The organism is Caproicibacterium amylolyticum (genome assembly GCF_014467055.1).
GTDB lineage: Bacteria > Bacillota > Clostridia > Oscillospirales > Acutalibacteraceae > Caproicibacterium > Caproicibacterium amylolyticum.
This window is the reverse complement of the sequence record NZ_CP060696.1, coordinates 1,839,006-1,865,335: the sequence shown is the minus strand read 5'-3', so window position 1 is coordinate 1,865,335 and position 26,330 is coordinate 1,839,006. Positions and strand designations below refer to the sequence as shown.

At 50.7% G+C, this 26,330-nt stretch carries 32 protein-coding genes; 30 read left to right on the top strand and 2 right to left on the bottom strand.

The window, feature by feature from the left end:
• The first annotated feature begins 47 nt into the window (after positions 1-47).
• The 18 genes from spoIIIAC (at position 48) to H6X83_RS08895 (ending at position 11,909) form a co-directional block, all read left to right on the top strand.
• On the top strand, positions 48-242 hold the full coding sequence (spoIIIAC, locus tag H6X83_RS08980; protein ID WP_212508544.1) for a stage III sporulation protein AC: 195 nt from the start codon (positions 48-50) through the stop codon (positions 240-242).
• A gap of 2 nt (positions 243-244) precedes the next feature.
• Positions 245-634 (top strand): SpoIIIAC/SpoIIIAD family protein, encoded by a 390-nt coding sequence (locus H6X83_RS08975; protein ID WP_212506155.1) that lies wholly within the window; start codon positions 245-247, stop codon positions 632-634.
• An 8-nt stretch (positions 635-642) separates the two neighbouring features.
• A complete protein-coding gene (locus H6X83_RS08970) occupies positions 643-1,971 on the top strand; it encodes a stage III sporulation protein AE (protein ID WP_212506154.1) in 1,329 nt (442 codons plus the stop codon).
• On the top strand, positions 1,968-2,429 hold the full coding sequence (locus H6X83_RS08965) for a stage III sporulation protein AF (RefSeq protein ID WP_212506153.1): 462 nt from the start codon (positions 1,968-1,970) through the stop codon (positions 2,427-2,429). The genes H6X83_RS08970 and H6X83_RS08965 overlap by 4 nt, the downstream gene beginning before the upstream one ends.
• Positions 2,422-3,003, top strand: coding sequence for a stage III sporulation protein AG (locus H6X83_RS08960; protein ID WP_212506152.1), 582 nt, complete (start codon positions 2,422-2,424; stop codon positions 3,001-3,003). Before H6X83_RS08965 ends, H6X83_RS08960 begins: the two co-directional genes overlap by 8 nt.
• 107 nt (positions 3,004-3,110) lie before the next feature.
• A complete protein-coding gene (locus tag H6X83_RS08955; protein ID WP_212506151.1) occupies positions 3,111-3,689 on the top strand; it encodes a SpoIIIAH-like family protein in 579 nt (192 codons plus the stop codon).
• A gap of 138 nt (positions 3,690-3,827) precedes the next feature.
• The gene (gene nusB / locus H6X83_RS08950; protein WP_212506150.1) at positions 3,828-4,268 is read left to right on the top strand and encodes a transcription antitermination factor NusB; all 441 of its coding nucleotides are present in this window, start codon (positions 3,828-3,830) and stop codon (positions 4,266-4,268) included.
• On the top strand, positions 4,261-5,196 hold the full coding sequence (locus tag H6X83_RS08945) for a tRNA (adenosine(37)-N6)-threonylcarbamoyltransferase complex transferase subunit TsaD (RefSeq protein WP_212506149.1): 936 nt from the start codon (positions 4,261-4,263) through the stop codon (positions 5,194-5,196). Before nusB ends, H6X83_RS08945 begins: the two co-directional genes overlap by 8 nt.
• The gene (gene xseA / locus H6X83_RS08940; protein ID WP_212506148.1) at positions 5,193-6,341 is read left to right on the top strand and encodes an exodeoxyribonuclease VII large subunit; all 1,149 of its coding nucleotides are present in this window, start codon (positions 5,193-5,195) and stop codon (positions 6,339-6,341) included. The genes H6X83_RS08945 and xseA overlap by 4 nt, the downstream gene beginning before the upstream one ends.
• Positions 6,334-6,549: an exodeoxyribonuclease VII small subunit gene (gene xseB / locus H6X83_RS08935; protein WP_212506147.1), complete on the top strand. Its 216-nt coding sequence runs from the start codon at positions 6,334-6,336 to the stop codon at positions 6,547-6,549. The genes xseA and xseB overlap by 8 nt, the downstream gene beginning before the upstream one ends.
• Before the next feature lie 12 nt (positions 6,550-6,561).
• Positions 6,562-7,197: a CatA-like O-acetyltransferase gene (locus tag H6X83_RS08930; protein WP_212506146.1), complete on the top strand. Its 636-nt coding sequence runs from the start codon at positions 6,562-6,564 to the stop codon at positions 7,195-7,197.
• A gap of 29 nt (positions 7,198-7,226) precedes the next feature.
• Positions 7,227-8,126, top strand: a complete 900-nt coding sequence (locus H6X83_RS08925; RefSeq protein ID WP_212506145.1) for a polyprenyl synthetase family protein — start codon at positions 7,227-7,229, stop codon at positions 8,124-8,126.
• Positions 8,127-8,256: 130 nt separating this feature from the next.
• Positions 8,257-8,565 (top strand): 50S ribosomal protein L21, encoded by a 309-nt coding sequence (gene rplU, locus H6X83_RS08920; protein WP_212506144.1) that lies wholly within the window; start codon positions 8,257-8,259, stop codon positions 8,563-8,565.
• Positions 8,565-8,885 (top strand): ribosomal-processing cysteine protease Prp, encoded by a 321-nt coding sequence (locus H6X83_RS08915; protein ID WP_212506143.1) that lies wholly within the window; start codon positions 8,565-8,567, stop codon positions 8,883-8,885. Before rplU ends, H6X83_RS08915 begins: the two co-directional genes overlap by 1 nt.
• 3 nt (positions 8,886-8,888) lie before the next feature.
• Complete coding sequence (rpmA, locus tag H6X83_RS08910) at positions 8,889-9,173, top strand: 50S ribosomal protein L27 (RefSeq protein WP_212506142.1); 285 nt, start codon at positions 8,889-8,891, stop codon at positions 9,171-9,173.
• 103 nt (positions 9,174-9,276) lie between these two features.
• Positions 9,277-10,548 (top strand): GTPase ObgE, encoded by a 1,272-nt coding sequence (gene obgE, locus H6X83_RS08905; protein ID WP_212506141.1) that lies wholly within the window; start codon positions 9,277-9,279, stop codon positions 10,546-10,548.
• 26 nt (positions 10,549-10,574) lie between these two features.
• On the top strand, positions 10,575-10,979 hold the full coding sequence (locus H6X83_RS08900; protein ID WP_212506140.1) for a Mini-ribonuclease 3: 405 nt from the start codon (positions 10,575-10,577) through the stop codon (positions 10,977-10,979).
• Positions 10,980-10,991: 12 nt separating this feature from the next.
• Entirely contained in the window at positions 10,992-11,909 is a 918-nt protein-coding gene (locus tag H6X83_RS08895; protein ID WP_212506139.1) for a YitT family protein, read from the top strand.
• Positions 11,910-11,984: 75 nt separating this feature from the next.
• Here the strand turns inward: H6X83_RS08895 and H6X83_RS08890 are convergent, their stop codons facing one another.
• A complete protein-coding gene (locus H6X83_RS08890; RefSeq protein WP_212506138.1) occupies positions 11,985-12,167 on the bottom strand; it encodes a hypothetical protein in 183 nt (60 codons plus the stop codon).
• Between the two features lie 59 nt (positions 12,168-12,226).
• On the opposite strand from H6X83_RS08890, the gene H6X83_RS08885 reads away from it, so the two are divergent.
• The 10 genes from H6X83_RS08885 to H6X83_RS08840 all read left to right on the top strand — a co-directional run bounded on the left by H6X83_RS08885 (position 12,227) and on the right by H6X83_RS08840 (position 22,193).
• Positions 12,227-13,576 (top strand): RsmB/NOP family class I SAM-dependent RNA methyltransferase, encoded by a 1,350-nt coding sequence (locus tag H6X83_RS08885; RefSeq protein WP_281390883.1) that lies wholly within the window; start codon positions 12,227-12,229, stop codon positions 13,574-13,576.
• Between the two features lie 143 nt (positions 13,577-13,719).
• Positions 13,720-14,790: a branched-chain amino acid aminotransferase gene (locus H6X83_RS08880; protein ID WP_212506136.1), complete on the top strand. Its 1,071-nt coding sequence runs from the start codon at positions 13,720-13,722 to the stop codon at positions 14,788-14,790.
• A 66-nt stretch (positions 14,791-14,856) separates the two neighbouring features.
• On the top strand, positions 14,857-15,753 hold the full coding sequence (locus tag H6X83_RS08875; protein WP_212506135.1) for an RluA family pseudouridine synthase: 897 nt from the start codon (positions 14,857-14,859) through the stop codon (positions 15,751-15,753).
• A gap of 57 nt (positions 15,754-15,810) precedes the next feature.
• Positions 15,811-16,668 carry a hypothetical protein gene (locus H6X83_RS08870; RefSeq protein ID WP_212506134.1) on the top strand — a complete coding sequence of 286 codons (858 nt, stop codon included), beginning with the start codon at positions 15,811-15,813 and terminating at the stop codon, positions 16,666-16,668.
• The gene (locus H6X83_RS08865; protein WP_212506133.1) at positions 16,665-17,123 is read left to right on the top strand and encodes an S-ribosylhomocysteine lyase; all 459 of its coding nucleotides are present in this window, start codon (positions 16,665-16,667) and stop codon (positions 17,121-17,123) included. The genes H6X83_RS08870 and H6X83_RS08865 overlap by 4 nt, the downstream gene beginning before the upstream one ends.
• A gap of 206 nt (positions 17,124-17,329) precedes the next feature.
• The gene (locus H6X83_RS08860; protein ID WP_212506132.1) at positions 17,330-18,829 is read left to right on the top strand and encodes a M23 family metallopeptidase; all 1,500 of its coding nucleotides are present in this window, start codon (positions 17,330-17,332) and stop codon (positions 18,827-18,829) included.
• Between the two features lie 498 nt (positions 18,830-19,327).
• On the top strand, positions 19,328-20,611 hold the full coding sequence (locus H6X83_RS08855) for a UDP-N-acetylglucosamine 1-carboxyvinyltransferase (RefSeq protein WP_212506131.1): 1,284 nt from the start codon (positions 19,328-19,330) through the stop codon (positions 20,609-20,611).
• A gap of 82 nt (positions 20,612-20,693) precedes the next feature.
• Positions 20,694-21,485, top strand: coding sequence for an MBL fold metallo-hydrolase (locus H6X83_RS08850; RefSeq protein WP_212506130.1), 792 nt, complete (start codon positions 20,694-20,696; stop codon positions 21,483-21,485).
• Positions 21,485-21,964, top strand: coding sequence for a 23S rRNA (pseudouridine(1915)-N(3))-methyltransferase RlmH (locus H6X83_RS08845; RefSeq protein WP_212506129.1), 480 nt, complete (start codon positions 21,485-21,487; stop codon positions 21,962-21,964). The genes H6X83_RS08850 and H6X83_RS08845 overlap by 1 nt, the downstream gene beginning before the upstream one ends.
• 4 nt (positions 21,965-21,968) lie before the next feature.
• Positions 21,969-22,193: a GNAT family N-acetyltransferase gene (locus H6X83_RS08840; RefSeq protein ID WP_212506128.1), complete on the top strand. Its 225-nt coding sequence runs from the start codon at positions 21,969-21,971 to the stop codon at positions 22,191-22,193.
• Positions 22,194-22,319: 126 nt separating this feature from the next.
• Here H6X83_RS08840 and gdhA read toward each other — a convergent pair whose 3' ends face one another.
• Entirely contained in the window at positions 22,320-23,651 is a 1,332-nt protein-coding gene (gene gdhA / locus H6X83_RS08835; protein WP_212506127.1) for an NADP-specific glutamate dehydrogenase, read from the bottom strand.
• Positions 23,652-24,162: 511 nt separating this feature from the next.
• Here gdhA and dapF point away from each other — a divergent pair.
• Both dapF and H6X83_RS08825 read left to right on the top strand, forming a co-directional pair.
• Entirely contained in the window at positions 24,163-24,996 is an 834-nt protein-coding gene (gene dapF / locus H6X83_RS08830; RefSeq protein WP_212506126.1) for a diaminopimelate epimerase, read from the top strand.
• A gap of 83 nt (positions 24,997-25,079) precedes the next feature.
• Complete coding sequence (locus H6X83_RS08825; protein ID WP_212506125.1) at positions 25,080-26,291, top strand: LL-diaminopimelate aminotransferase; 1,212 nt, start codon at positions 25,080-25,082, stop codon at positions 26,289-26,291.
• Positions 26,292-26,330: the final 39 nt, after the last annotated feature.

Here is a 26,330-nt window from a genome sequence, read left to right as displayed (position 1 = left end):
TGGGAGGAAAGCGGCGCTGGGTGCCGCCAAAAACGGAGGGACGTTACATGAATGTGGATTTGATTTTTAAAATTGCTGCCATCGGCATCATTGTTGCGGTGCTCAACCAGCTTTTAATTCGCTCCGGCAGGGAGGAGCAGGCGATGATGACAACGCTGGCGGGGCTGATCGTTGTACTGATGATGATTATTCAGCAGATTGATGTGCTGTTCAGCACCATCAAGTCCACTTTTGGGTTATGAGCATGAATATTGCTGGTGTTGCAGGCGCAGCGCTGATTGCTGCTGTGTTTGCCACGTTGCTGCGCCGGACAAACAGTGAATATGCCATGGTGCTGCGCATTGCTGCCGGGGTTTTAATCGTGCTGGAAATCCTGCAGGCTGTGGTGCCGGCTCTGCAGCAGATTTCCGCATTGCTGCAGGCGGCCGGTGTCAATGGTGAGTACGGCGGCATTCTGCTTCGTACAATCGGCGTTACGTTTCTGACGCAGTTTGCGGCGGATGCCTGCAAAGATGCCGGCGAGGGAGCACTTGCCAGTAAAGTGGAACTGGCTGGCAGAGTCAGCATTTTGGTTCTGGCATTGCCGCTGTTTGCAAAGGTTGCGTCCATTGCGGCGGCACTGATTGCAAAGTAGGGGGAAGTATGAAAAAATACAAAAAAGCGGTTTACCGGACTGCTAAACCACCGAATCGACTGCACAGGTACTTTGTAAGATGGAAAGCACGCTTTAGCAGCGTACGGATTTTTCAAAAAGTCAGCAGAAAATACAGAGGTATCCGAAAAAAAGAAATCCTGCTGCCGCTTTTTGTGCGGATACTGACGGTGGCGGTGGTTTTGCTGCTTGTATTTTTACTTTTTTGTTTGCCGTGTGCAGCAGCACAATCTTCTGTACTGCCAAAGGAAGCACAGGAATATTATACAGAACAGCTTGATGGCAGCGGTGCCAACCGTCTGCCGGACAAACTGCCGGAGGAAACACAGAAGCAGCTTGCAGGGTTGGGTGTAGATACCGATAATTTGCAAACTGTTGGAGGATTAACTCCAAAATCATTCTTTAGCACCGTTTTCGGTATTGCGGGAACTGAGGGCAAAGGGCCGCTGAAAGCTGCCGGAATGTGTTTGGGTGTTATTTTGCTTTGTGCTCTTGTAAATTCCATGAAGCTTTCCTTTGGTGACCGCCCGCTTGGCGGAGTGGCAGGTGTAGTGGCGGCACTGTGTATCTGCATCTGCGTTGTAGAGCCAATCGTAGAGGTACTGGTGCGTGCAACGTCGGTCATTAAGACCGCGTGCGGTTTCACGCTGGCGGCTGTGCCGGTGGCGGCGGCGATTCTGGCGGCATTAGGGCGACCGGCTTCGGCTGCTTCCATGCAGATTATGCTGACCACAGCGGGAAACGTGGTGCAGGTGCTTTCCGCGTGTGTTTTTGCACCTGGTCTGAAAATTTATTTAGCTATGGCAATCGTTTCCTCCATTTCACCGGACATCAATCTTTCCGGTATCTGCAGGTTTTTCAGCAAAGCGGTCAAATGGCTGCTGGGACTTTCCATGACATTGTTTACGGGGTTGCTCGGTATGCGGCAGCTGGTTTCCACTGGAGCGGACAACCTGACCGCCCGCGCGGCACGCTTTGTGGTCAGCAGCGCGGTGCCGGTTGTGGGCAGCGCCCTAAGCGATGCACTGCACACCGTTGCAGGCTGTGTGGAAATGCTGCGTTCCGGTGTGGGCGCTTTTGTGCTGCTTGCGCTGCTGATTTTGTTTCTGCCGGTCGTGCTCAGCTGCCTTTTATGGATGCTGACCCTGCACGCCTGCGCTGCAGTCAGTGAGGTTTTTTCACTAAAAGAAGTCAGTACCATGCTGCGCTCCTGCAGTATGGTACTGGAAGTTCTGCTTGCCATTTTGCTGTGTTCCATGACAGTGCTGATTGTGTCCAGCGTGGTGCTGGTGTCAATGGGAGGGGGCGGTACCGCATGATCAAGGCGTGGGCAGGAGGATTGTGTGCACTGGCAGTTGCGGCAGCTATGGTACGAATCCTGGCACCGGACGGTTCTATGGGCAAAATGCTCAGGCTGATTTTGGGTGCAATGGCGCTGTGCGTGATGATCGGCCCGCTTTTGCAGATTACACCGAATCTTTCTTCTGCGCTGCAGAAGGTGCCGGAAGCGGCGGATACCTCCGGCTTTTCCATGATTGTAGACAGCCAGATGAAATCCGCCGCGGCAAAGCAGGTGGAAGCCGTTGCGGCGGCGCAGCTAAAGAACGCGAAAATTTCAGTTCAAAAAATAGAAGTGGAAATGGATACTTCAAAATCTTCCAGCATAGGTATTGGCAGAGTGACGGTTTATCTGCAGGACGGTACCCAGCAGGCCCGCGCCAAGGAACTGCTGGAGGAAGCGCTTGGAACAACCGTGGAGGTGAAAATCAGTGGATGAAGAAAAGAAAAATGGCTTTCTGCAGAAGCTGGTGAACAGTGACACCAGCCGCAAGGCTGTTGTAATCGTTGGCATCATCGGGATTGCACTAATTTTCCTTTCCAGCGTACTTACTGGTTCCGGCAAGGGGGAGAAAAGTACGCAGGCAGCCGCCAGTTCCGCAGCAGTGCAGAGCTCAGATGACACCTACGCACAGCAGTTGGAGCAGCAGCTGACCTCTATTATCAGCGGCATCCGCGGCGCAGGAACGCCGCACGTACTGGTCACGCTGGAGCAGGGCAGCGCACAGGTTTACGCCCAGACGGAAAAACGTTCCACGCAGCAGCAGGGCGGCACTTCCGGTACCGGTCAAAATGCGGACAGCACAGAAACCGGCTGTATCATTGTAAAGGACTCCGACGGTAACGAACACGCGGTTCAAGTGACCCGTCAGCAGCCAAAGGTGCAGGGAGTTGTGGTGACCTGCCCCGGCGCAGAGGACCCAAATGTGCAGCAGGCGGTGCTGAATGCTGTTTCCGTTGCTGCAGGGGTAAACAGCAGCCGTATCTGCGTGGTGGCTTCCTCCAGTAAATGAATCTGCCAAAGTTGTCATTCCTGAAAGATACCGTGCATAAATTTATAGAAAACAGATACGCTCCGGAGAAAAAATAAATTCCGGGAAAGTGAATGGAGGAGTACAGAATGAAGATACAAAAACGTCAGCTGGTACTGGCAGCACTGGTTGTTGCATTGGGTGCGGCGGTTTACCTGAACTATCGCTTTTCGAACGGCAATCAGCTGCTTGCTCAGGATGCCGCCACTTCCCGCGAACCGGGACAGACACAGCTGGTGAATGCAGGGGAGACTCTGCCGTCCTCGGGTTCCTCCGCTGTTTCGTCAGCTTCCTCCGGCACATCCTCTGGCAGTGATTACTTCACAGAAGCACGCCTGAACCGCCAGAAAACACGTGACAGTGCCGCGCAGCTTCTGGAAAAGACCATCACAGATGCAAATTCCAGTGATGTTGCAAAAAAGGAAGCAGTGCAGCAAACAGCTGTGCTTGCACAGGAGCAGATGAAGGAAAACAATGCGGAAAATATTATTAAGGCAAAAGGTTTTTCAGACTGCGTGGTTTTCTTACAAAATGGCGAATGCAGTGTGGTTGTTAAAGAGGGCAGCACCAATATGGAAAATGCGGCTGTGATTGTAAAAGATGCGGTTTCCGGGCAGACCGGTGTTTCCTACGACAAAATCAAAGTGGTGGAGCAGAAAGGCAGCTGAAAACCGGGCAGATTCCCTGATTTTTCTTGCAAGCTGTGGGTCCCCCGTGGTATACTGTAAAAGTGGAGTTTGACAAAAGAAGATTATTGCAGATGAAATCCTCCGCTGTGGAGGATTTTTTTATTTTGGAGGTTTTTTATGAAACGACATGAAGCACGCAGACAGGCCTTCTTTCTCCTCTTTGAGCAAAGTTTGAACGGTGGTACCATCGCAGAACTGATCGACTATGCAGATGAAGCAGGTTCTTTTCTCACAGAAGATGACAATATGGAGCAGGTGCCTGTGCCAGTGGATGATTTTGCACAGCGGCTTGCTTCCGGTGTAGAAGCCCACACAGCGGAGCTGGACGAGATTATTGGCAGGCACGCGCGCGGCTGGTCGGTGCGCCGTATTTCCAAAGTTTGTCTGGCACTGCTGCGGCTGGCGCTCTATGAAATGAAATGGGAAGAAGAGATTCCGGTCAGTGTTTCCATCAATGAAGCGGTCGAATTGGCGAAGCAGTACGGCGGTGCGGATGACGCCTCTTTCCTGAACGGTATTCTCGGCACAGCCGCAAAGGAGCTGCCGCAGAATGACTGAAATCCTTGCACTGGATACCAGCAACTATACAACCAGCACTGCGCGCTTTTGCGGCGGGCAGATTTTTCAGCAGAAGCGGCTGCTGCCGGTCAAAAAAGGTGAACTTGGTCTGCGGCAGAGTGATGCGGTGTTCCACCATGTGCAGCAGTTGCCGGACCTGATGGAAGCACTGCTGGCGGAAACTGCTTTGCAGAATTTGCGGGCGGTAGGCTGCTCCACCCGGCCACGCACTCTGCCCGGCAGCTATATGCCGTGTTTTACAGTAGGGCATGGTGCTGCACGGGTTCTTGCAGCCACTTACGGAGTTCCGCTGCACACCTTTTCCCACCAGCAGGGGCACATTGCGGCGGCACTTTGGTCGGCTAAGCGGCTGGATTTGTTCGATAAGGAATTTATAGCATTTCATGTATCCGGCGGTACTACGGAAGCCGTGCTGGTAACGCCGGACACACAGGAACCATTTACAGTTCAGTTGCTGGCACAGTCACTGGACTTAAAGGGCGGACAGGCTGTGGACCGCGTAGGCAGGCTGCTCGGACTGCCGTTTCCAGCCGGTCCGGAATTGGAAAAGCTCGCCGCACAGTCGGATGCAAAATTTAAGATTCACCCATCTATGAAAGGTGCGGACTGCTCCCTTTCCGGCATTGAAAATCAATGTGGCAAAATGAATGCGGAGGGTGTACCGCCGCAGGATATCGCAAAATTTTGTCTGTACAGTCTGCTTGCGGCGCTGGATGCCATGGCGGCTGCGCTGCTGAAAGCACATCCGGGCCTGCCGCTGGTTTTTGCCGGAGGGGTGATGTCCAATCAGTTTATCAGGAAAGCGCTTACGGAAAAGTACGGTGCATGCTTTGCAGAACCCGTGTTTTCTGCGGATAACGCCGCGGGCATTGCTGTGCTGACCGCACGTGCGGAGGGATTGCTGTGAAACAAAATGGCGTTCTGACTGTTACCCAATTAAACCAGTATGTGAAGTTCCTGCTGGAGGGTGATGCGAAACTGAACTGTGTTTATGTAACCGGCGAAATCAGCAATTTTACTGACCAGTACCGTTCCGGTCATTTGTATTTTTCGCTGAAAGATGAAAAGTGTGCTCTGAAAGCTGTAATGTTTGCATCTGCGGCACGCCGCCTGCGCTTTGCGCCGGAAAACGGCATGAAAGTGCTGGTGCGCGGCCGCATTTCCGCCTACGAGGTTTCCGGGCAGTATCAGCTTTACGCGGAGGAAATGCAGCCGGTCGGCGCGGGGGAGCGTGCGGTTGCCTTGGAGCAGCTGAAAGAAAAGCTGCGCCGAGAGGGATTGTTCGACGCAGAACGCAAGCGCGAACTGCCGCGTTATCCGAAGCACGTGGGGGTGATTACCTCGGCAACTGGTGCGGTGATTCATGATATACAAAATGTGCTTTCGCGCCGCTGGCCGCTGGCGGAAATCGTGCTGTTTCCAGTGGCGGTACAGGGGGAGGAAGCGGTGCCGCAGCTTGTGCAGGCACTGCAGACCTTCAACCGGTGTATGTGTGCGGATGTGCTGATTATCGGGCGCGGCGGCGGCAGCGCTGAGGATTTGTGGGCCTTTAATGAGGAACCGGTCGTGCGTGCGGTGGCTGCTTCTAAAATTCCAATTATTTCAGCAGTTGGGCATGAAACGGATGTGACCTTAACGGATTTTGCAGCAGATTTGCGCGCACCAACTCCCAGTGCCGCTGCGGAGCTTGCCGCACCGAACCGCGCGGAACTGATGGATACCTTGATGCAGACAGCGGTCAGCATGCACATGGGACTGGAACAGCGGCTGAATGATGAGCGTATGCAGCTGGATCTGCTTGCACAGTCTTTGCAGGAAGGGCTTCAAAAACCAACACAGCTTTGCCGGCAGGAACTTTCCACGCTTGCCGGACGGCTTGAGGATCTAAGTCCGCTGAAAGTCCTGCACCGCGGCTATTCTATGGTGACCAGTGCGGGGGGCGGTGTGCTTACCGACCCGCACAGTGTCAGCATCGGGGAACAGGTGCAGGTACGTATGGATAAAGGAACGCTTTTCTGCACTGTCGACGAAAAGGAGGACCTGCATGAATAAAAAAATGACCTTCGAACAGGCAATGGATAAGCTGGCGCAAACGGTTCAAAAGCTGGAAACCGGCAGTGCCCCGCTGGATGAAACCATGAAGCTGTATCAGGAGGGCACCCAGTTGACAGCTTTCTGCTATCAAAAATTGCAGGAAGCGGAATTGAAAGTCAAAACCATCTCTGCCGGGGATACAGAAAAGGCAGCGGACAGCGAATAAATGGAGAAGCACATGGAAAGAAAATTGCAGTGCAGAAAACTGGATATGAGCTGCTACCCGCGAAAAGCACATTTTCAGTATTTTTGTTCAATGGCTTATCCATATGCGGGTATGACAGTAAATGTGGATGTTACGAAGCTGGCAGAAAGAGCCAAAGCCGCAAAGGAGTCATTTTTTCTGCACATGCTGTATGCAGCGGGAAACGCGGCCAATCAAGTTCAATCGTTTCGCCAAAGAATTGTAGAAAATGAAATATGGGAATACGATGCCTGTAAAACGTCCCATACTGTCTTAAAGCCGGATGATACTTACGCTTACTGTCAGGCTGACCCGGTGCTGCCATTTCCGCAGTTCCTTCGTGAAACCGCCACGCGTCAGACAGCAGTGCGTGAAAATGGCGGACTGGATGAGGCGGAGGACCCGCTGGCATATTATTTTATATCTTGTGTACCGTGGATCAGCTACACAGATGTAACACAGCCGGTTTCCAACCCGCCGGATTCCAATCCGCGCATTGTTTGGGGCAAATATTTTTGGCAGGGAGCGCGCCTGCTGATGCCGGTCACTGTTTTGGTACACCATGCACTGGTGGACGGCAGGCAGATTGCGGATTTTTATGAAGCGCTTGACGTACAGATTCAAAAATGAAATTGGGTTTTACAGCAGAGGAGCGGAACATGGAAAAATTGCAGTTTGAAGCACAGATGAAGCAGTATGCACAGATGGCGGAAGAAGCGCTGCGGCGCTTTGTACCGCAGGAGCAGGACTTGCCGGAGCACATTTTGTATGAAGCAATGCAGTACAGTCTGCTTGCGGGCGGAAAGCGGCTGCGCCCGGTGCTGGTGCTTGCGTTCTGCTCCCTCTGCGGCGGAGATGTGAAAACAGTTCTGCCGGCAGCCTGTGCGATTGAAATGGTACACACCTATTCACTCATACATGATGACCTGCCGTGTATGGACAATGATGATTTTCGCCGCGGCAGACCCTCCAGTCATAAGCAGTTTGGCGAGGCCAACGCCCTGCTGGCGGGGGATGCACTGCTGACAAAGGCGTTTGAAATCATCCCTGCCTGTCAGGAAGCAGGTGCGGATGCGCACCGTGTGCTGAAAGCGGCCGCAATTCTGGCGCGGGCAGCGGGTGACCACGGTATGGTAGCCGGTCAGGTACTGGATTTGCTGAATGAAAACCGCAGCATGACCGCAGAAGAACTGATGAATATTGATGCCAAGAAAACAGGTGCCATGATTTGTGCGGCGGCAGGTATAGGCTGTGCACTTGCCGGTGCATCGGCAGAACAGGAGCAGGCGGCGGACTGCTATGCAAAAGCACTGGGCCTTGCGTTCCAGATTCAGGATGATATTCTGGATGTTGAGGGGGACGCCGAAACGCTCGGAAAACCAATCGGCAGCGATGTGCAGAATGACAAAGCAACCTATGTAACACTGTTGGGGCTTGCTCAGTCAAAAGAAACTGTCCGCAGTCTGACACAGCAGGCAAAACAGGCACTTGCGCCATTCGGAGAAAAGGCAGGATTTCTGTGCATGCTGGCGGACAGCATGGCTTTCCGCCAAAAATAAAAAGCCGCACCAAAATTGTTGACAAACTTGTTTTGAAATGATAAAATAATTAAGCCGCTTATCTTGGGTAAAAGTGGGCCGATTTGGCTCCGCCTACGGTAGCGAGTCTATGGAAAGCAGGTTTTCTTTTATGTATGCAATCATTGAGACCGGCGGCAAGCAGTACAAAGTAGAGAAAGATGATGTCATCTTTGTCGAAAAGCTTGCAGTTGATGAAAACAGCTCTGTTGACTTCAAGGTCGTCGCTGTTAGCGGTGACAACGGCCTGAAGGTTGGCGCTCCTTATGTTGAGGGCGCTTCTGTTCAGGGCAAAGTCCTGAAAAACGGCAAGGCAAAGAAGATTAACATCTGGACTTACAAGGCAAAGAAGGGCGAATCCCGAAAGATGGGTCACCGTCAGCCTTATACAAAGGTACAGATTGAGGCTATTAACGCCTAATGATTCAATGCAGATTTCTTGTAGATTCTGAAAACGCCTGCTGTGTGGGAATTGAATTTTCCGGTCATGCAGGCGGCGAAAAAGGCACAGACATAGTTTGTGCCGCTGTTTCTTCAGCTGTTTACCTAACTGCAAATGCGGTTACGGATGTTTTGTTTGTAAAAGCGGACATTACAGCAGAGGATGGTTATCTGCGCCTGCAAATTCCTGTGGCGGACGAGCCGAAATGCCGGCCGTTTTTTAGGGCGCTTGAGGTGCATATTCAGAACTTGCGGGAAGAGTATCCGAAGTCAATCAACATGAGTAATAAAGAGGTGTAAAAAATGCTGAAAGTTAATATTCAGTTATTTGCTCATAAGAAAGGTATGGGTTCCACTAAGAACGGCCGTGACTCCGAGTCTAAGCGTCTTGGTGTGAAGCGTGCAGACGGTCAGTTCGTTCTGGCCGGCAACATTCTGGTAAAGCAGCGCGGTACTCATATTCATCCTGGTGAGAACGTGGGCATCGGTTCCGATGACACACTGTATGCAAAGGTTAGCGGCAAAGTGAAATTTGAGCGCCTGGGCGCAGACCGTAAGAAGGTCAGCGTTTACGCAGTAGAACAGTAAATCAGCAAAGCAGCAATCCCAGGCAATGCAGCCTGGGATTTTTGCTGTTTTTGGGGAAGAATAACGATTTAAAGCCGGAAAAACAAACCAACAGGAGTAGATTATGTTTATAGACAGTGCAAAAATTCATGTTAAAGCAGGCAGCGGCGGTGCCGGCGCCGTGTCTTTCCGGCGGGAAAAGTACGTGGCGGCTGGCGGGCCGGACGGCGGCGACGGCGGCCGCGGCGGCAATGTGGTGTTTCAGGCGGATGACAATATCTCTACGCTGAGCGATTACCGCTATCGGCGCAAGTTTGCAGCGCAGAACGGCGAAGCTGGCCGCGGCAAAAAGTGCTTTGGCAGAAAAGGTGATGACCTTATTTTGCGTGTGCCGCGCGGTACGCTGGTGAAAGACGCGGAAACCGGCCGGCTTTTAGCAGATGTTTCCGGTGATGAGCCGCAGGTAGTGCTGCAGGGCGGGCGCGGCGGCTGGGGAAATGTGCACTTTGCTACCCCAACACGGCAGGTGCCGCGTTTTGCCAAGCCCGGTACACCCGGCATGGAGCTTGATGTTCAGTTGGAACTAAAACTTTTGGCAGATGTCGGACTTGTTGGTTTCCCCAATGTAGGGAAAAGCACGTTTATCAGCGTGGTGAGCGAAGCAAAGCCGAACATTGCTAACTATCATTTTACAACGCTGACACCAGTGCTGGGCGTTGTTCATATGTCAGAAGGACGCTCCTTTGTAATGGCGGATATTCCAGGTTTGGTGGAAGGCGCGTGGCAGGGTGTTGGATTGGGCCACCAGTTCCTGCGGCACGTGGAACGCTGCCGTTTGCTGCTGCACATTGTGGATGTTTCCGGCAGCGAGGGCCGCGACCCGAAGGAGGATTTCCGCATTATTAATGAGGAACTGCGGAAGTTTAATCCGGAGCTTGCCGAGCGGCCCATGCTGGTAGCTGGCAACAAGTGTGACCTGACTGATGAAGAGCACGTTGCGGATTTTCAAAAATTTGTAGAGGAACAGGGTTATTCATTCTTCCCTATCATGGCGCCGATTCGGGAGGGTGTTGACCCGCTGCTCAATAAAATCACAGAGGAACTCAGCAAACTGCCGCCGATTCGCAGCTACGAGCCGGAACCTGCACCGCTTGCCAAGCCGGAGGAGATTCCGCGCGGTGAGGTCAAAATTACGCAGGAAGGCGACATCTTTATGGTGGAAGCACCTTGGCTTTTGCAGGTTATGCAGTCCGTCAATTTTGACGACTACGAATCCCTGCAGTATTTCCAGCGTGTGCTGATTGAAACCGGCGTAATCGACCACCTGCGGGAAGCAGGTGTGCAGGAGGGAAACACGGTTTCTATCTATGATGTGCAGTTTGATTTTATTGAGTAAGTAATTTTTTGACATACGAGGTAGCAATGGAACGTTTTTTAGAGAACCCATGTGACCCGAAAACCCTCAGCCCGCTGACACTTGCATTTGTCGGTGACTGCGTCTTTGAACTGTTTGTTCGTGAAAAACTGGTATGTGATGCAAACTGTCCGGTCAATACCCTGCATCGGCAGTCGGTGCAGCAGGTTTGCTGTACCGCTCAGGCCGCGGACTGTGCTATATTGGCACCGTTACTGACTGAGGAGGAAACAACGATGCTGCACCGCGGCCGCAATGCACACACAAACCACGTTCCAAAAAATGCATCAGTTGCGGATTATCATGCGGCAACAGGTTTGGAATGCCTGTTTGGATATCTGTATCTGCAGGGAAATGTACAGCGGCTGCGGACTTTGTTTCAGGTTTTGCTGCAGGCACGTGAAAAAGCATAAGAGGTGGCAAATTTGTCAGGAAAACAGAAGGATACTGCAAAGACATTGTTCTTGGATTTACTGATTTACATTGCAAGCGGCTGTATTTTTGCAGTAGCTATCAATGTATTCACTGCTCCAAATAAAATTGCTCCGGGCGGTGTGACCGGCCTTTCTACGGTAATCAACTATGTTACCGGTCTGCCTATCGGTGCGGTTTCTTTTGTTATCAATATTCCTATTTTTATCTGGGCATTTTTTGAGATTGGTTATAAGCTGGTTACGAAAACTATTGTAGCGGCATTGGTTACTTCAGTTGCGATTGACTGGCTCAGCAAAATTTTACCCGCTTACAAAGGTGACCCGATGCTTGCGGCAATTTTTGGCGGCTTGTTGGAGGGCGTCAGCTTGGCACTTGTTTTCATGCGTGGCTCTACTACAGGCGGTACAGATATGGTGGCGCGTGTGCTGAAGCGTCATTTCCGCCATTTAAGTACCGGCAGGCTTATGATGTCCGTTGATGTTGTGGTTGTACTGATTTCGGCGATTGTTTACCGGCGTGTGGAAAGTGCACTTTATGCAGTTATTTACCTGTTCGTTTCTACGCGGGTGATTGATGCGATTCTTTACGGTGCGGATTCCGGCACAGGAAAAGTGCTGTGGATTGTAACGCAAAAGCCGAATGAAGTTTCACAGCGTATTTTAAGCGAAGTGGACCGCGGCGTCACCGCGATGCATTCTAAAGGTATGTACAGCGGCCGCGAGGGTGAAGTGCTGATGTGTGCGGTGAGCCGTTCCGAGGTTTATCAAGTGATGGACTTGGTAAAGTCAGAGGACGGCAATGCTTTCACTGTGGTCGGCGATGCCGGTGAAATTCGTGGTGAAGGTTTTCGCAGTTCCACACCAACGGACAAAACTTTAAAGGAAATTATTGCGGAACACAAAAAATGACAAAAAGCAGGAGCCGGGCCACCCCGCAGGAAACTGCAGTGTCGCCCGGCTCCTTTTCATGCTGGAACAAGCAGATTAGTTTTCGTAATTAGAAGAAGTGCGATTCTGTGCATTCTGAGTCTTCTTGTTCTGTGCGTTCTGAGTTTTTTTACTCTGTGCGTCCTGAGACTTTTTGTTCTGGCTCTGGCTGTTTACAGAGTCGTTGCAGTTCTGAGTGGAGCTCTCGTATTTGTTAGAAGAATAGTTCTGATTTTCCAAAATGCTCACCTCCTTACACGGGCTAGTATGACACATTCTAAAAAAAATATACGAAAAGAGTGATTAGTTTGCTTTTGCCGCCTTCCTTTTGTAAAAGAATGAAACAGCAGCTCGGCAGTGAAGCGGAAGCTTTTTTTGCCTGCTACACACAGCCGGTGCAGCGCGGGATTCGGTTGAATCCGCTGAAATGTACTGCGGAAAAGCTAGCTGGGCTACTGCCTTTCGAGTTGGAACAGGTACCATTTTCGCCGCTGTCCTATTATGCGCCGGAAAATTTTAAAGCGGGACAGGAGCCACTGCATCACGCGGGTGCATTTTATATGCAGGAACCGAGTGCTTCCGCGGCGGTTACCGCTTTGAATCCACAGCCCGGTGAGCGAGTGCTTGACCTTTGTGCTGCACCTGGCGGAAAAAGCACGCAGATTGCCAGCCTGCTGAATGGGCAGGGAATGCTTTGGAGCAATGAAATTGTACGAGGCCGTGCAAATATTTTGCTTTCCAATATTGAACGGCTGGGCATACGCAATGCAGTTGTAAGTTCCTGCCAGCCGGAAGTGCTTTGCTCGGCACTTGCAGGTTTTTTTGACCGAGTGCTGGTGGACGCTCCCTGCTCCGGTGAAGGTATGTTCCGCCGTGACGAGGGTGCTGTGGAAGAATGGACGCCGGAGCACGCCACATCCTGCGCCATACGGCAGCAGGCAATTTTGGAGAGTGCTGTACAGGCTGTACGACCGGGTGGTGTGCTGACCTATTCCACCTGTACGTTTTCACCGGAAGAGAATGAGGGCGTTATCACAGAATTTTTAAAACGCCATCCGGAATTCGAACTGAAAGATACGGGATTAACAAGCGGCAGACCTGCACTTGAAAAGGCACGCAGGATTTATCCAATGGACGGCGGAGAGGGACACTTTGTGGCCGTTCTGCAGCATACAGGAGATTCAGTAGTCCTGCCGGCTGCCAATACAATAAAAAGTTCGACAGCAGCGGCACAGTTGCAAAAAGAAATCTTCCGTGGAATATTGCCTGGAATACCAGCACAATTTGGGGAAAAACTTTATTTACTGCCGCTTGGGTTACCGCGGCTGCAGGGACTGGGTGTTCTGCGTGCGGGCATTCTGCTCGGCGAAGAAAAACCAGTACACCGAAAAGGTGCTTCACCGCGGCTGGAGCCTGCCCATGCGGCCTTTATGGCGGCAAAACCAGAGGAACTGAATCAATGCCTGTCTTTAGCACATGATGATCCTCGTACAGCTGCATTCCTACACGGGGAAGAGATTGAGGCTCCGCCGACGCTGAAAGGCTACTGCGGCGTTGCAGTGGAGGGCATTACCACTGGTTTTGGCAAGTGCAGCAGCGGGAACCTAAAGAACCACTATCCAAAAGGCTTGCGAATCCTTGGAAAATGACCAAACAAAATGCAAAGAAATTGTAACAGACTTTACATTCTTTTGTTTTGGCCTGTGCAATAATGAGAACAAGGCAAGTGACTTGTCAGATTATTGTTTAAGTGCTAAAATAGAAAGCAATCAAGAGAAAGAGGGCATTTTCAATGCAGGAGATTCGTTACGAACTGACAAAAACGCCAAAAACCAAACCAGCGCCGGGTGATCCGCTGCCATTTGGTTCCATTTTTACAGACCACATGTTTGTAATGGATTATACAGAGGGTACCGGTTGGCATGATCCACGCATTGTACCGTATGCGCCGCTGCAGCTTGACCCTGCCGCTATGGTCCTGCATTATGCACAGGAGTCTTTTGAGGGCATGAAAGCTTATCGTACACCGGACGGTTCCATTCAACTGTTCCGCCCCGAAAAGAATGCCGCTCGTTTTAAATCTACCCATGAGCGTATGTGTATGCCAGTCGTGCCGGAGGAAGATTTTGTTGCTGCCATTAAAGCACTGGTCAAGGTAGAAAAAGATTGGGTGCCGACACAGGCAGGCGAGTCCCTGTACATTCGTCCATTCTGTATTGCTACAGAAGCACATCTGGGTGTCAAGCCGGCTGAAACTTATCAATTTATCATCATCTGCTGCCCGGTTGCCGCTTACTACAAAACCGGCCTGAATCCGGTTAAGATTTATGTTGAGGACAAGTACGTTCGCGCAACTCCCGGCGGCACCGGCTACATTAAGTGCGGCGGTAACTATGCGGCTTCCTTGATTTCTCAGGAAACCGCAGAAGCACTTGGTTACAGCCAGACTCTTTGGCTGGATGGTGTAGAGCGCAAGTACGTGGAAGAAGTCGGTTCTATGAACTGCTTCTTCAAGATTGACGGTACTGTTTACACGGCACCGACTGTTGGTACGGTTCTGCCGGGCATTACTCGTATGTCCTGCATTGAACTGTTGAAGAAGTGGGGCTACAAAGTGTCTGTTGATCGTTTGCCGATTGCCGACGTTATGAAGGCGGGCAAAGAAGGCAAACTGGAAGAAGTTTTTGGTACCGGCACAGCTGCGGTTATTTCTCCGGTCGGTGAGCTTCGCTATGAGGGCGAGGTTGCAAAGATCAATAACGGTAAAACCGGCAAGCTGACCCAGAAGCTGTACGATACCCTGACCGGTATCCAGTGGGGCAAACTGCCTGATGACATGGGCTGGACAACAAAGGTCTGCTAAATCATTACTTAACAGAAAATGAAATGCCACTCTGCGGTGCGGAGTGGCATTTTTTACGGAGGAAGTATGCGGGAGTTTTCATTTACAGTACCGGAACGCTATGAAGGCGTGCGCGTGCGCGGTTTTCTGCGCGGCCCGTGTGGTGTTTCTACACGTCTGCTGGCGCAGTGCAAACGGGTGGAACATGGAATTACAGTGGCGGGTGAGCAGAGAATTGCAACGGATAAGCTGCACGCCGGTGAAGTCATTACCCTGCGGCTTCCGCAGGAGCAGGAACGTTTGCCGGTGCATCCCAACGGGGCGCCGCCGCTTGCGGTACTGTACGAGGATGCTTCAGTACTGGCAGCCGATAAACCTGCGGCAATGATTATTTACGCGCGTGCTGGTCAATTAACCGGTACACTGCGGGATGTTGCACTGACGTACTTGGAAGGCCGTGGGGAAACACCGGTATTTCACCCGCTTTACCGCCTTGACCGTGACACCACCGGCATTGTTTTGCTGGCAAAGGACCGCTACTCGGCATCTGCAGTGCCGCCGACTGTACAGAAAATTTATTGGGCTGTCTGCGAGGGTGAATTTGACGGCAGCGGAACGGTTGCAAAACCGATTGGTCCGCAGGCGGGCAGCAAAGTGCGGCAGTGCGTATGTGAAAACGGCCGCCCGGCGGTAACACACTGGCAGGCGGTTGAAAGTGCTGGCGGACATACACTTGTGAAATGCGTACTGGAAACCGGCAGAACTCATCAAATACGGGTACACATGGCGTCTATCGGGCATCCACTTGCGGGAGATGATTTTTACGGCGGTGGGCGTCAGTGGATTGGCCGACAGGCACTGCACTGCGGCAGCGCACAGTTTACTTCACCGACCGGTGGGGAACAGTGTGTAACAGCACCGTTTCCAAAAGATTTTTGCGAAATGCTGCAAAAGCTGCATTTCCAGCACATCAGAGTTCGGTAGCTATTTTTCAGGAAATGTGCTACAATACGACTAATCTTAGAAAAGGGAGGCGGCAGTATGCCTGCAGCAATCGTTCATTATTTGTTTGCTAAACGGGTGCAGGAAGCTTTGTACAAAGCAGGGCAGCAGATACCAAATCAAGACGCGTTCCTTTGGGGTGCGCAGGGTACGGTAGTGCTTGACGCTTTACAGGACAGCAGGCTGACAGTTGCGGCGGGGCAGCTTGCCAAACAGTCGTTGGCGGACCTTTCTGTACAGCTTCATGACTGCTGCAGTGGGGTGGAAAGCGATGCGTTGCGCTCCTGTGCGATGGGATTTCTTTGCAGCGAACAGCTGGAGCGTGCGGCTGCACCCTTTGTGGCCTGGTGCGCGGAACAGATGTACAGGCGGGATAGTTCCCAGCCGAAGTATATCTGGAAAAATGAAGAGGAATCCGCATTGGACTCTATTCTGCTGCGGTACGAATGCGGCGTGCTGCCAACAGAATTTTCACTTTTACAGGCCTTGCCCAAGTCGGGAACCGCGCAGGCTGCATTTGCAAAAATGTATGCCGGCTTGCTGGAAAAAGCGGAATTGCCGAATACCGAGATATTGTGCAGCAGGGCAGCGGATGAATGCAGGCGCTTGTATCGCCGAATGACAGACCGTACCGGGCTGAAACGCGTGTTTTACCTGCGGCGGGAAAACGGCAGACTGCACGAAATGTCCAGCCGCCTGCGCAGTTTCACGGAAGATGGCAGCTTTGACTATGCAAATGTGGCACAGGCAGTGTGGCAAACCGGAGAAAAGCAGGACAGCCGCACATTTTTACAGCTTTATGATGAAACCATTCCGCTGGCCGCAGAAGAGATCAACCGCTGGAACGCGGCGCAGATTCAAAAAACATTGAACAAAACAGGAGAGAAAGCAGTATGAAAAGAATTGCAAGTTTCTGTGTAGACCATAATAAACTTACCCCCGGGATTTACACTTCCCGAATAGACGGCGACATTACAACCTATGATATTCGGATGCGTACACCGAACAAGCCGCCTTTTCTTGCGCAGGATGCGCTGCATACAATCGAGCATCTGTTTGCAACCGCCGCACGCAACAGCCGTTTTGCTGACAAAGTGATTTATTTTGGTCCCATGGGCTGCCGTACTGGTTTTTACCTTTTGGTGCGGGATTTGTCCCCTGCGGATTCCATCACACTGATTATTGAGACATTTCAACAGATTGCGGACTGGAAAGGCGAAATCCCCGGAACAAAACCGGAGGAGTGCGGAAATTATAAGGAACACGATCTGGGCGGTGCTGTAAAGGAAGCAAAGAACTTCCTGCCGGTCATTTCCGGCTGGAAAGAAACCGACCTTGTTTATAAATCGTAATTTTTTCAAGCGCAAAATCCAAAAAATCGGATTTGTAACCAGTGAATCTAACCGAATCAATATAAACTGCCATCAAATGAATTCCTACCATAAGGATTATTAGGCTTTTTGTCGATGAAAAATAGTTGCATTTCTGTAACTTTTGGCTTATAATGATATCCGTACTCAAAATTCTATTTGAAAATATGTCAGAAGGGACATCTTATATGGAGCCAAAAAATTTGAACGTTGCTGAGCCGCGGCTGCAGCCCGGCAAAGAAAAAAAGTCGGTTTCCATGCTGAAAAATACAGCACGCATTGCACTTCCGGCACTGGCTGTGCTGTTGGTGGCGGGTTCTGCATATGCTGCGCACGCATGGACGGATGAGGTTCATCAGGCACAGGTGGAACTGCGGCAGGCAAGTTTTTTTCAAACAACCGCAGCTATGAAGGCAGAGCAGCAGCCGGCGCTTCGATTTGCTCTGTCTGATGGCCCGATTTCTGCCAGAACAGATGCAACTGCGCTTTTGCTTGCGGCCAATACGCCGGTCGTAAAGCAGCCGGCAACCGGCCTTTATGTTGATGGCAGCTTTATTGGTGCAATTTATGACAGCGACAAGCTGCAGGACATGCTTGTTGCAGTGCTGAATAACGCAAAGGCAAGTTCCGGCTGCACGGATGCTGCATTCATGAATAAAATTGAAATCGTTCCGGGCGAATATGAGGATACTTCCATTGTAACGAATGATGCCATGTTGGTGCTGATTTGCGGCAACCGCCGGCAGACCGAGACCTATGCGGTGGAGCGCGGCGATACCGCCGAAATGATTGCTAAGAAAAATGGGCTTACCTCAGCCAAACTGAAGGAGGCAAATCCGGATTTGAATTTACAAAGCCTGCACGCAGGTGATGTCATTCAGTTGGAACCGCAGCAGAAGCTGCTGACAGTGCAGACTAAGCGTACCGAGGCCGTCACTTCCGGCATTGCCTACGAAAAACAGACTGTCACTTCAAACTCTATGTATGAAGATCAGACTGCAGTGAAAGCAAAAGGTGTTGCCGGCCAGCAGACAACTACCTATGAAGTGACCTGTGTCAATGGTCGTGAAATTTCACGCCAGACGCTGCATGTCAGCCGTGACAAGGCGCCGGTAACAGAAGTAACGGTAAAAGGTACCAAAACACGTGCAAGTACAGCAGGTGAAGCTACCGGGTGCTTCATGTGGCCAACCCCAACACTAACGGATATTACTTCCGGCTACGGGGCAAGGTGGGGAACTTTCCATTACGGGCTTGACCTTTCCGGCGCAAATGCTATGGGGCAGCCTATTTATGCAGCTGACGGCGGCACGGTTGTCTTTGCTGGATATGACGATAGTGGTTACGGCAATTATGTTGTCATTGACCATGGTAATGGTTTTGAAAGTATTTATGGGCATGCCAGCAAGCTGCTCATTTCACAGGGCGCGAAGGTTGCACAGGGGCAGTTAATTGCTCTGGTAGGCAGCACCGGCCATTCGACCGGACCGCACTGCCACTTTGAAGTGCACAAAAACGGTGAAAAAATCAATCCGACGAATCTAATTTCTGCAGATACTGCCAAAGTGGTTTCCTACCTGGGACAGAAGGTAGATACCGCTAAAGCGCAGAACATGGTAAAAGCTGCAAGGCTCAGCAGCCAGCAAAGCTTGACTGCCTATCAGAAAAGTACTACAGTCAAGCAGTAAAGCAAATTGCTTGTCAATTTAAAAGTAAACAGTTTTTGCGGCAGCCAGTCTGCTTTACAGACTGACCGCCGCAATTTTGTATAACTAAGAATTGTTGAAATGTATAGGTTGTGTTCCAGTTATAAGAAAAGAATCCGATATTATTATAGTTATATGGGAACTTTTGCGGTGCGGAGCAACTGAAAAATAATAGGCGTTTACGGCAGTTTCAACAAAAAACAAAGCTACAGCTGTCTGTGCAAGTGCGCTGATGTAAAAGATTGCGGATGCTTTTTGGTTGACATTTGTGCTTACTTGCTGTATTATCATAAAGATGTATTTACATAATCTATGAATTTGAAGTGCCGCAAGTGTGTGCTGGCGGTACAGAAACATAAACGGAAGCTGAATGGAAAAAAGTGGTACAAAGTGCTGCTCAATATTTTACATATTTGAGCCATACTACTTTTGTCGGACGTTTCTTGCAGAAAGACTATCAAGGAATGGAGTTGGCAGAACTTGGATAAGTTCTTGATTAATGGTGGAAAACAACTAAAAGGGGAAGTTGTTATCAGCGGTGCAAAAAATGCGGCAATCGCAATTATCCCCGCAGCAATTCTTTCTGATGAAGCTTGCAGAATTGAAAATGTACCGAATATTAAAGATGTAAACGCAATGGTTCGTATTCTGCATGATATGGGTGCAGATATTCACTGGGTGAACCGTTCCACACTGCTGATTGATCCGCGGCCAATCGGCACTTATGTTGCTTCGTATGAACTTGCAAGGCAGATGCGCGGTTCTTATTACCTTCTCGGCGCACTTTTAGGGCGTTGCAACCACGCGATTGTTTCCATGCCGGGTGGCTGTGACTTTGGTGTACGACCGATTGACCAGCATTTGAAAGGTTTTGCTGCGCTGGGCGCAGAATATACGCTGGAAGGCGGTATGGTAAATGTTTCTGCATCAAGTCTGAAAGGCAGCAGCATTTACTTGGACGTTGTTTCTGTAGGTGCCACCATTAATATTATGCTGGCTGCTGTAAAGGCTTCGGGCATGACAGTGATTGAGAACGCTGCAAAGGAACCGCACATTGTTGACCTTGCCAATTTTCTGAATACAATGGGTGCGGATATTCGCGGCGCTGGCACAGATGTTATTAAAATTTATGGTGTGGAGCATCTGCATGGTGTTACCTATTCCATTATTCCCGACCAGATTGAAGCGGGAACGTATATGGTGGCCGGAGCTGCCACGTATGGCGACGTTACTGTTACCAATGTAATTCCTAAACATTTAGAATCCATTACCGCAAAACTGGAAGAAATGGGATTGGAAGTTACTGAATATGATGAAGCGGTGCGTGTGCGCTACGTTGGCAAGCTTAATAAGTGCAATGTTAAGACAATGCCGCATCCTGGCTTTCCAACGGATATGCAGCCGCAGATTACGGCTTTGCTCTCTATCGCAAAGGGCACCAGCATTGTAAACGAAAGTGTGTGGGACAACCGCTTCCGTTACATTGATGAACTCAAGCGGATGGGCGCACAGGTTTCTGTAGATGGCAAGCTTGCTGTGGTGGAAGGCATTGACCATTTGAATGCAGCACCTGTAAAGGCAACGGACTTGCGTGCCGGCGCAGCCATGGTAATTGCAGCCTTGTCAGCTCACGGTACTTCTGAAATTGAACAGATACGCAATATTGAGCGCGGATATGAGCATATCGTGGAAAAGCTGCAGGGCATCGGTGCGGATATACGCCGTATAACTGTGCGGGACGATGAAGAAGCACAAGCAGTATAAAGTGAACTACAGAATTACGGGGCGGGCGAGTTTTATCGTTCTGTCCCGTTCTTTTTAACTTAACAGCGGAGGATAAGAAAGAATGGCAAGGTTTTGTCCACTGTTCAGCAGCAGCAGCGGGAACAGTTATTACATAGGTTCTGCACAAGAGGGGATCCTTGTGGATGCAGGGCGCAGTGCAAAACAGATTACAGAAAAGCTGGATGCCTGTGGAATTTCCAGGGAAGCTGTACGCGGCATTTTTGTGACACATGAACACACAGACCATGTGCAGGGGCTTCGCGTGTTGGCAGGCCGCCTCGGTGTCCCTGTGTATGCTTCTGCCGGAACCATGCAGGCACTGGAGCAGATGAAAATATTGAATGGGAAATTTCCTACAGAAGTGTTGGGTATGGAGGGAACGGAGTGCGCCGGTATGCGGATTCATCCGTTTCATACTTCCCACGACTGCGCCGAGGGGTACGGCTACTGTGTGGAAACGGCGGATGACCACAAGGTCGCGTTTGCAACGGACTTGGGTTATTTTTCTGATGAAGTGCGGCAAAACATTACCGGTTCGGAGCTGATTGTGCTGGAATCCAATCATGATATTGGCATGCTTCAGAACGGCCCGTATCCCTATCCGCTGAAGCGTCGGATTCTGTCTGACCGGGGCCACCTTTCCAATGCGGCTTGTTCCGAGGCTGTAACAGGCTTGGTGAGCAGCGGCACGGCACGCATTTTTCTTGCACACCTGAGCAAGGAAAACAACACGCCGGACTTGGCGCGTGCAACCAGCATCTGTGCACTTACGCAGATGGGCGCTGAGCAGGGGCGGGACTTTCTGCTGGAAGTGGCGCCGCGTGAAAATCCGGGAAAGGTCACGGTGTTTTAATGCAGAAAGTGCAGATCGTGTGTGTGGGAAAACTAAAGGAAGCTTATTGGCGGCAGGCATGTGCGGAGTATGAAAAACGCCTGCGTCCTTTTGCGGACTTTCAGATTACAGAATTGGTGGAAAGCAGACTACCGGAGTCGCCGTCACAGGCGCAGATTGATGCGGCTTTGGAAGAAGAAGCGGCACACATTTTGGCTGCCTGCAAGGGAGGCGAGGTCATCCCGCTGTGCATAGAGGGAAAGGAACTGGATTCACCTGCACTGGCAAAGCATCTGCAGCAGGCGGCAGTGGAAAGTGCCGGCAGAGTTTCGTTTGTGATCGGCAGTAGCTTCGGGTTAGCGCCGATTGTAAAAAATGCTGGGCGTCTGTGTCTTTCCATGTCACCGATGACCTTTCCGCATCAGCTTGCGCGGGTGATGCTCTGCGAACAAATTTACCGGGCGTTTCAGATTTTGAACCACGGAAAATATCATAAATGAGGATGTGTACTGCGGATTTGTCCGCTGTATTACGGACGGCAGCTTTACTATCTACTGCTGCGAAATTATTGTGGACAGCGAATTCCGCGGGCGGGGGATTGGAACGGGGCTTTTGCGAATTGTGCAGGAACAGTGGCCGGCGTGTTCGATTGATGTGCTCAGTGACAACGATGCCTTTTATAAAGCCAATGGGGTTCTTGTGCTTTGCAACGGCATGAGAAAACCGTAAATTCATTTTTTACACAGAAAAAGACGCCCTCGGCAAAAACCCGAAGGCGTCTTTTTCACTTTCAATGCAACTCTTTTTTATTTTACATTCCCAAAAGACAATGCAGTGGAAAAGTGTATGTCAGTGTCAGACCGCACCCTGTGCGAGCATAGCTTCTGCAACCTTTACGAAGCCTGCAATGTTTGCACCGCTTACATAATCGGTCGGCTGGCTGTACTCTTTGGCTGCTGCAGCAGCATTAGCAAAGATGCTTTCCATGATGTTTTTCAGCTTGCTGTCCACTTCTTCAAATGTCCAGCTGTAGCGCATGCTGTTCTGGCTCATTTCCAGTGCACTGGTAGCTACGCCGCCTGCGTTTGCAGCCTTTGCAGGCCCAAAGAGGATGCCGTTCTGCTGCAAATACTTGGTCGCGTCCAGTGTGCTGGGCATGTTCGCACCCTCGGCAACTGCGAAGCAGCCGTTTTTGACCAACGCTTTTGCGTCGTCAAGGTTCAGCTCATTCTGAGTTGCGCAGGGCAGGGCAATGTCGCAGGGAATTGTCCATACGCCGCGGCCCTCATGATATTCGGAGTTGGGACGGTACTTTTTGTACTCGGTCAGGCGTGCACGCTTGACTTCCTTGATTTCTTTAATCGCATCCAGGTCAATGCCCTCTGCGTCATAGACCCAGCCGGTGGAGTCACTCATGGTAACAGGCTTGCCGCCGAGTGCAATGGCTTTTTCTGCGGCATAAATAGCAACGTTTCCTGCGCCGGAGATGACAATGGTCTTGCCGGCAATAGACTTGCCATTGGCGCGCAGCATGGCATCTGTGAAGTACAGGAGGCCGTAGCCCGTGGCCTGGGTGCGGGCAAGGCTGCCGCCGTAGGGCAGACCCTTGCCGGTAAGTACACCGGAGAACTCGTTGCGGATACGCTTGTACTGACCGAACAAATAGCCGATTTCACGGCCGCCGACACCGATGTCGCCGGCAGGAACATCTGTATCCGGGCCAATGTGGCGGTACAGTTCTGTCATAAAGGACTGGCAGAATGCCATGACTTCGCGGTCAGACTTGCCCTTCGGGTCAAAGTCAGAGCCGCCCTTGCCGCCGCCGATGGGCAGGCCGGTCAGGCTGTTTTTGAAAATCTGCTCGAAGCCGAGGAACTTCAGAATACCAAAGTTCACGCTGGGGTGGAAGCGCAAGCCGCCCTTGTAAGGCCCGATGGCGGAGTTGAACTGTACGCGGTAGCCACGGTTTACCTGTACTTTGCCCGCATCATCAACCCATGTTACGCGGAAGCGAAGCGCGCGGTCAGGCTCTGTGAGGCGCTCCAGAATGCCAGCTTTTTCGTATTCCGGATGTTTTGCCAGTACAGGCTCCAGCGACTGGAGCACTTCTGTAACAGCCTGATGGAACTCCGGCTCACCGGGGTTTTTCTGCAGTACGGTTTCCAGTGTTTCACTTACATACGACATATTAAGTTTTGCCTCCTGATTTTGATTATGCATAGCCAATGCACTTTTCTTACCCGTCTAGTTTAGCATAGCAAAGCAAGGATTACAATAAATTTTTGAATATTTTTTTGACGAATCTTTCAAGATTTCTATTTGCTTTCGCTGATTTTGTTATTTGAAAATGCAGATTGCTGCGCAGATTGGTGAAAAGTACGGACAAATAAAATTAAAATTACAATTATATACACTTCAACTTGCAGAATTCCCTGCTGCCTTTGCATGAGAATTCAGTGATATTGCCGGAGAAGTCTTGAAAAATCGGGAAATTGGCCAAAACAGCGCCTAAACCAACCACCGCTGCGTGGGCAATGCAGGAACTTTCCATGCAAAAACTCATTGACAGCAAACCGAAAATAGAATAGAATAGTAAAAGCGTCAAAAAGACAGCAATATTGAAATTTTGCGGCAAGGAGGTGCAGTTTTAAACAGCAGCCTTGCCGCATTCTTTATTTTTGCAGGTGGAGGGCGGAAAATGAAATTCACAAAGATGCAGGGAATCGGCAACGATTATATCTACATCAACTGTTTCGAAGAAAAAGTGGAGGATCCCGCCGCACTAAGTGTGCGCTTGAGCGACCGCCGCTTTGGAATCGGCTCCGACGGTATTATTTTGATTAAGCCGAGCGAGGAAGCCGACTGTGAAATGGATATTTACAATGCGGACGGCTCCCGTGCCATGATGTGCGGCAACGGCATCCGCTGTGTGGGCAAGTACGTTTATGACCGCGGCATTTGCAAAAAAAATCCTCTGCGTGTGGACACGCAGAGCGGTGTTAAAACACTTTATCTGCATGTGGAAAACGATGCTGTGCAGACTGTGCGCGTGGATATGGGTGCGCCAATTCTGACACCGGTGGAAATTCCGGTGCAGATGCCGGGTGAATGTGTTGTCAATGTTCCTTATACAGTAAATGGGAAAGAGGAGCACATCACCTGCGTTTCCATGGGCAACCCGCACTGCGTACTTTTTGTGGACGATGTGGATGCGCTGGACTTGGAGAAAATTGGTCCTGCGTTTGAAAACGCACCCATTTTCCCGCAGCGTGTCAATACCGAATTCATTCAGATCATCAGTGAAAAAGAGGTAAAAATGCGCGTTTGGGAGCGCGGTTCCGGCGAAACATGGGCCTGCGGCACTGGTGCCTGCGCATCGGCAGTGGCCTGTGCACTGAATGGGAAAACCGGGCGGCAGGTGCGGCTGCATCTGCGCGGCGGCGACCTGACTGTTCAGTGGGATGAGCAGACAGGCTCTGTCTTTATGGAAGGTCCGGCGGCATTCGTTTTTGACGGTACAGTAGATGCATAAAAAACTACGGCGGATGGGTTTGTCTGTCGGTAGTTTCTTGTGATAAAGCAGTTTGATATTTTGCTGAAGGGGGAACTGAACAGATGGTAAAGGTGAACGAAAATTTTGTAAAGCTGCCTGCGAGTTATTTGTTTGTGGACATTGCAAATAAAGTGGATGCTTTTCAAAAGAAAAATCCAGGCAAGGAAATCTTGCGTCTGGGAATAGGCGATGTTACCCGTCCACTGGTAAAACCTGTGGTGGATGCCATGAAAAAAGCTGCAGATGAAATGGGCAATGCGGAAACTTTCCGTGGCTACGGCCCTGAAAATGGCTATGCTTTTCTGCGGGAAGCAATTGCCAATCATGATTATAAAGGTTTGAACATTGCTGCGGACGAAGTCTTTGTAAGCGACGGCGCAAAGAGTGACACCGGCTCCATCGGCGATATCTTTGGTCTGGATAATGTTGTTGCTGTCTGCGACCCGGTTTATCCGGTTTATGTGGATACCAATGTTATGGCCGGCCGTGCTGGTGACTTTACTGAGGGAAAAGGCTGGAGCAAAATTGTTTATATGCCCTGTCTGGAGGAAAACTGTTTCCTGCCGTCTTTCCCGGATGAAATGCCGGACTTGATTTACCTGTGTTTCCCGAACAACCCCTCCGGTGTCAGCATGCCGAAAACCAAACTGCAGGCGTGGGTCAATTATGCCAATGAGCACGGCTCCGTTATTCTGTACGATGCCGCCTATGAGGCCTTCATTGTTACCCCCGGCGTTTCCCACAGCATTTTTGAGTGTGAGGGTGCTAAGAACTGTGCAATCGAATTCCGCAGCTTCTCCAAAACCGCGGGCTTTACTGGCACCCGCTGCGGCTTTACGGTCATTCCTAAAGAATTGAAAGTTGGGGATGTATCCTTGAACCGTTTGTGGGCGCGCCGTCAGTCTACCAAAATGAACGGTGTTTCCTATCCTGTTCAGCGTGCCGCAGAGGCAGTCTATTCCGAAGAAGGGCAAAAGCTGGTACGCGAAAATATTGCATATTACCAAAATAATGCCCGTATTATCCTCGAGGGCTTGAAAAAAGCCGGATTCACTGTTTACGGCGGTGTAGACTCGCCCTATGTTTGGATGAAGGTGCCTGCCGGTATGACTAGCTGGCAGTTCTTTGACGAACTGTTGACAAAGTGCGCAGTCGTTGGTACACCCGGCTCTGGATTCGGTATCCACGGAGAGGGCTTCTTCCGCCTTACTTCCTTTAATACAAAAGAGAACACAGAAAAAGCAGTTCAGCGTATCGTTGAGCAGTTCACATAAGCATAAATGAATAACTCCCTCAGACCGCCAGATGAATTT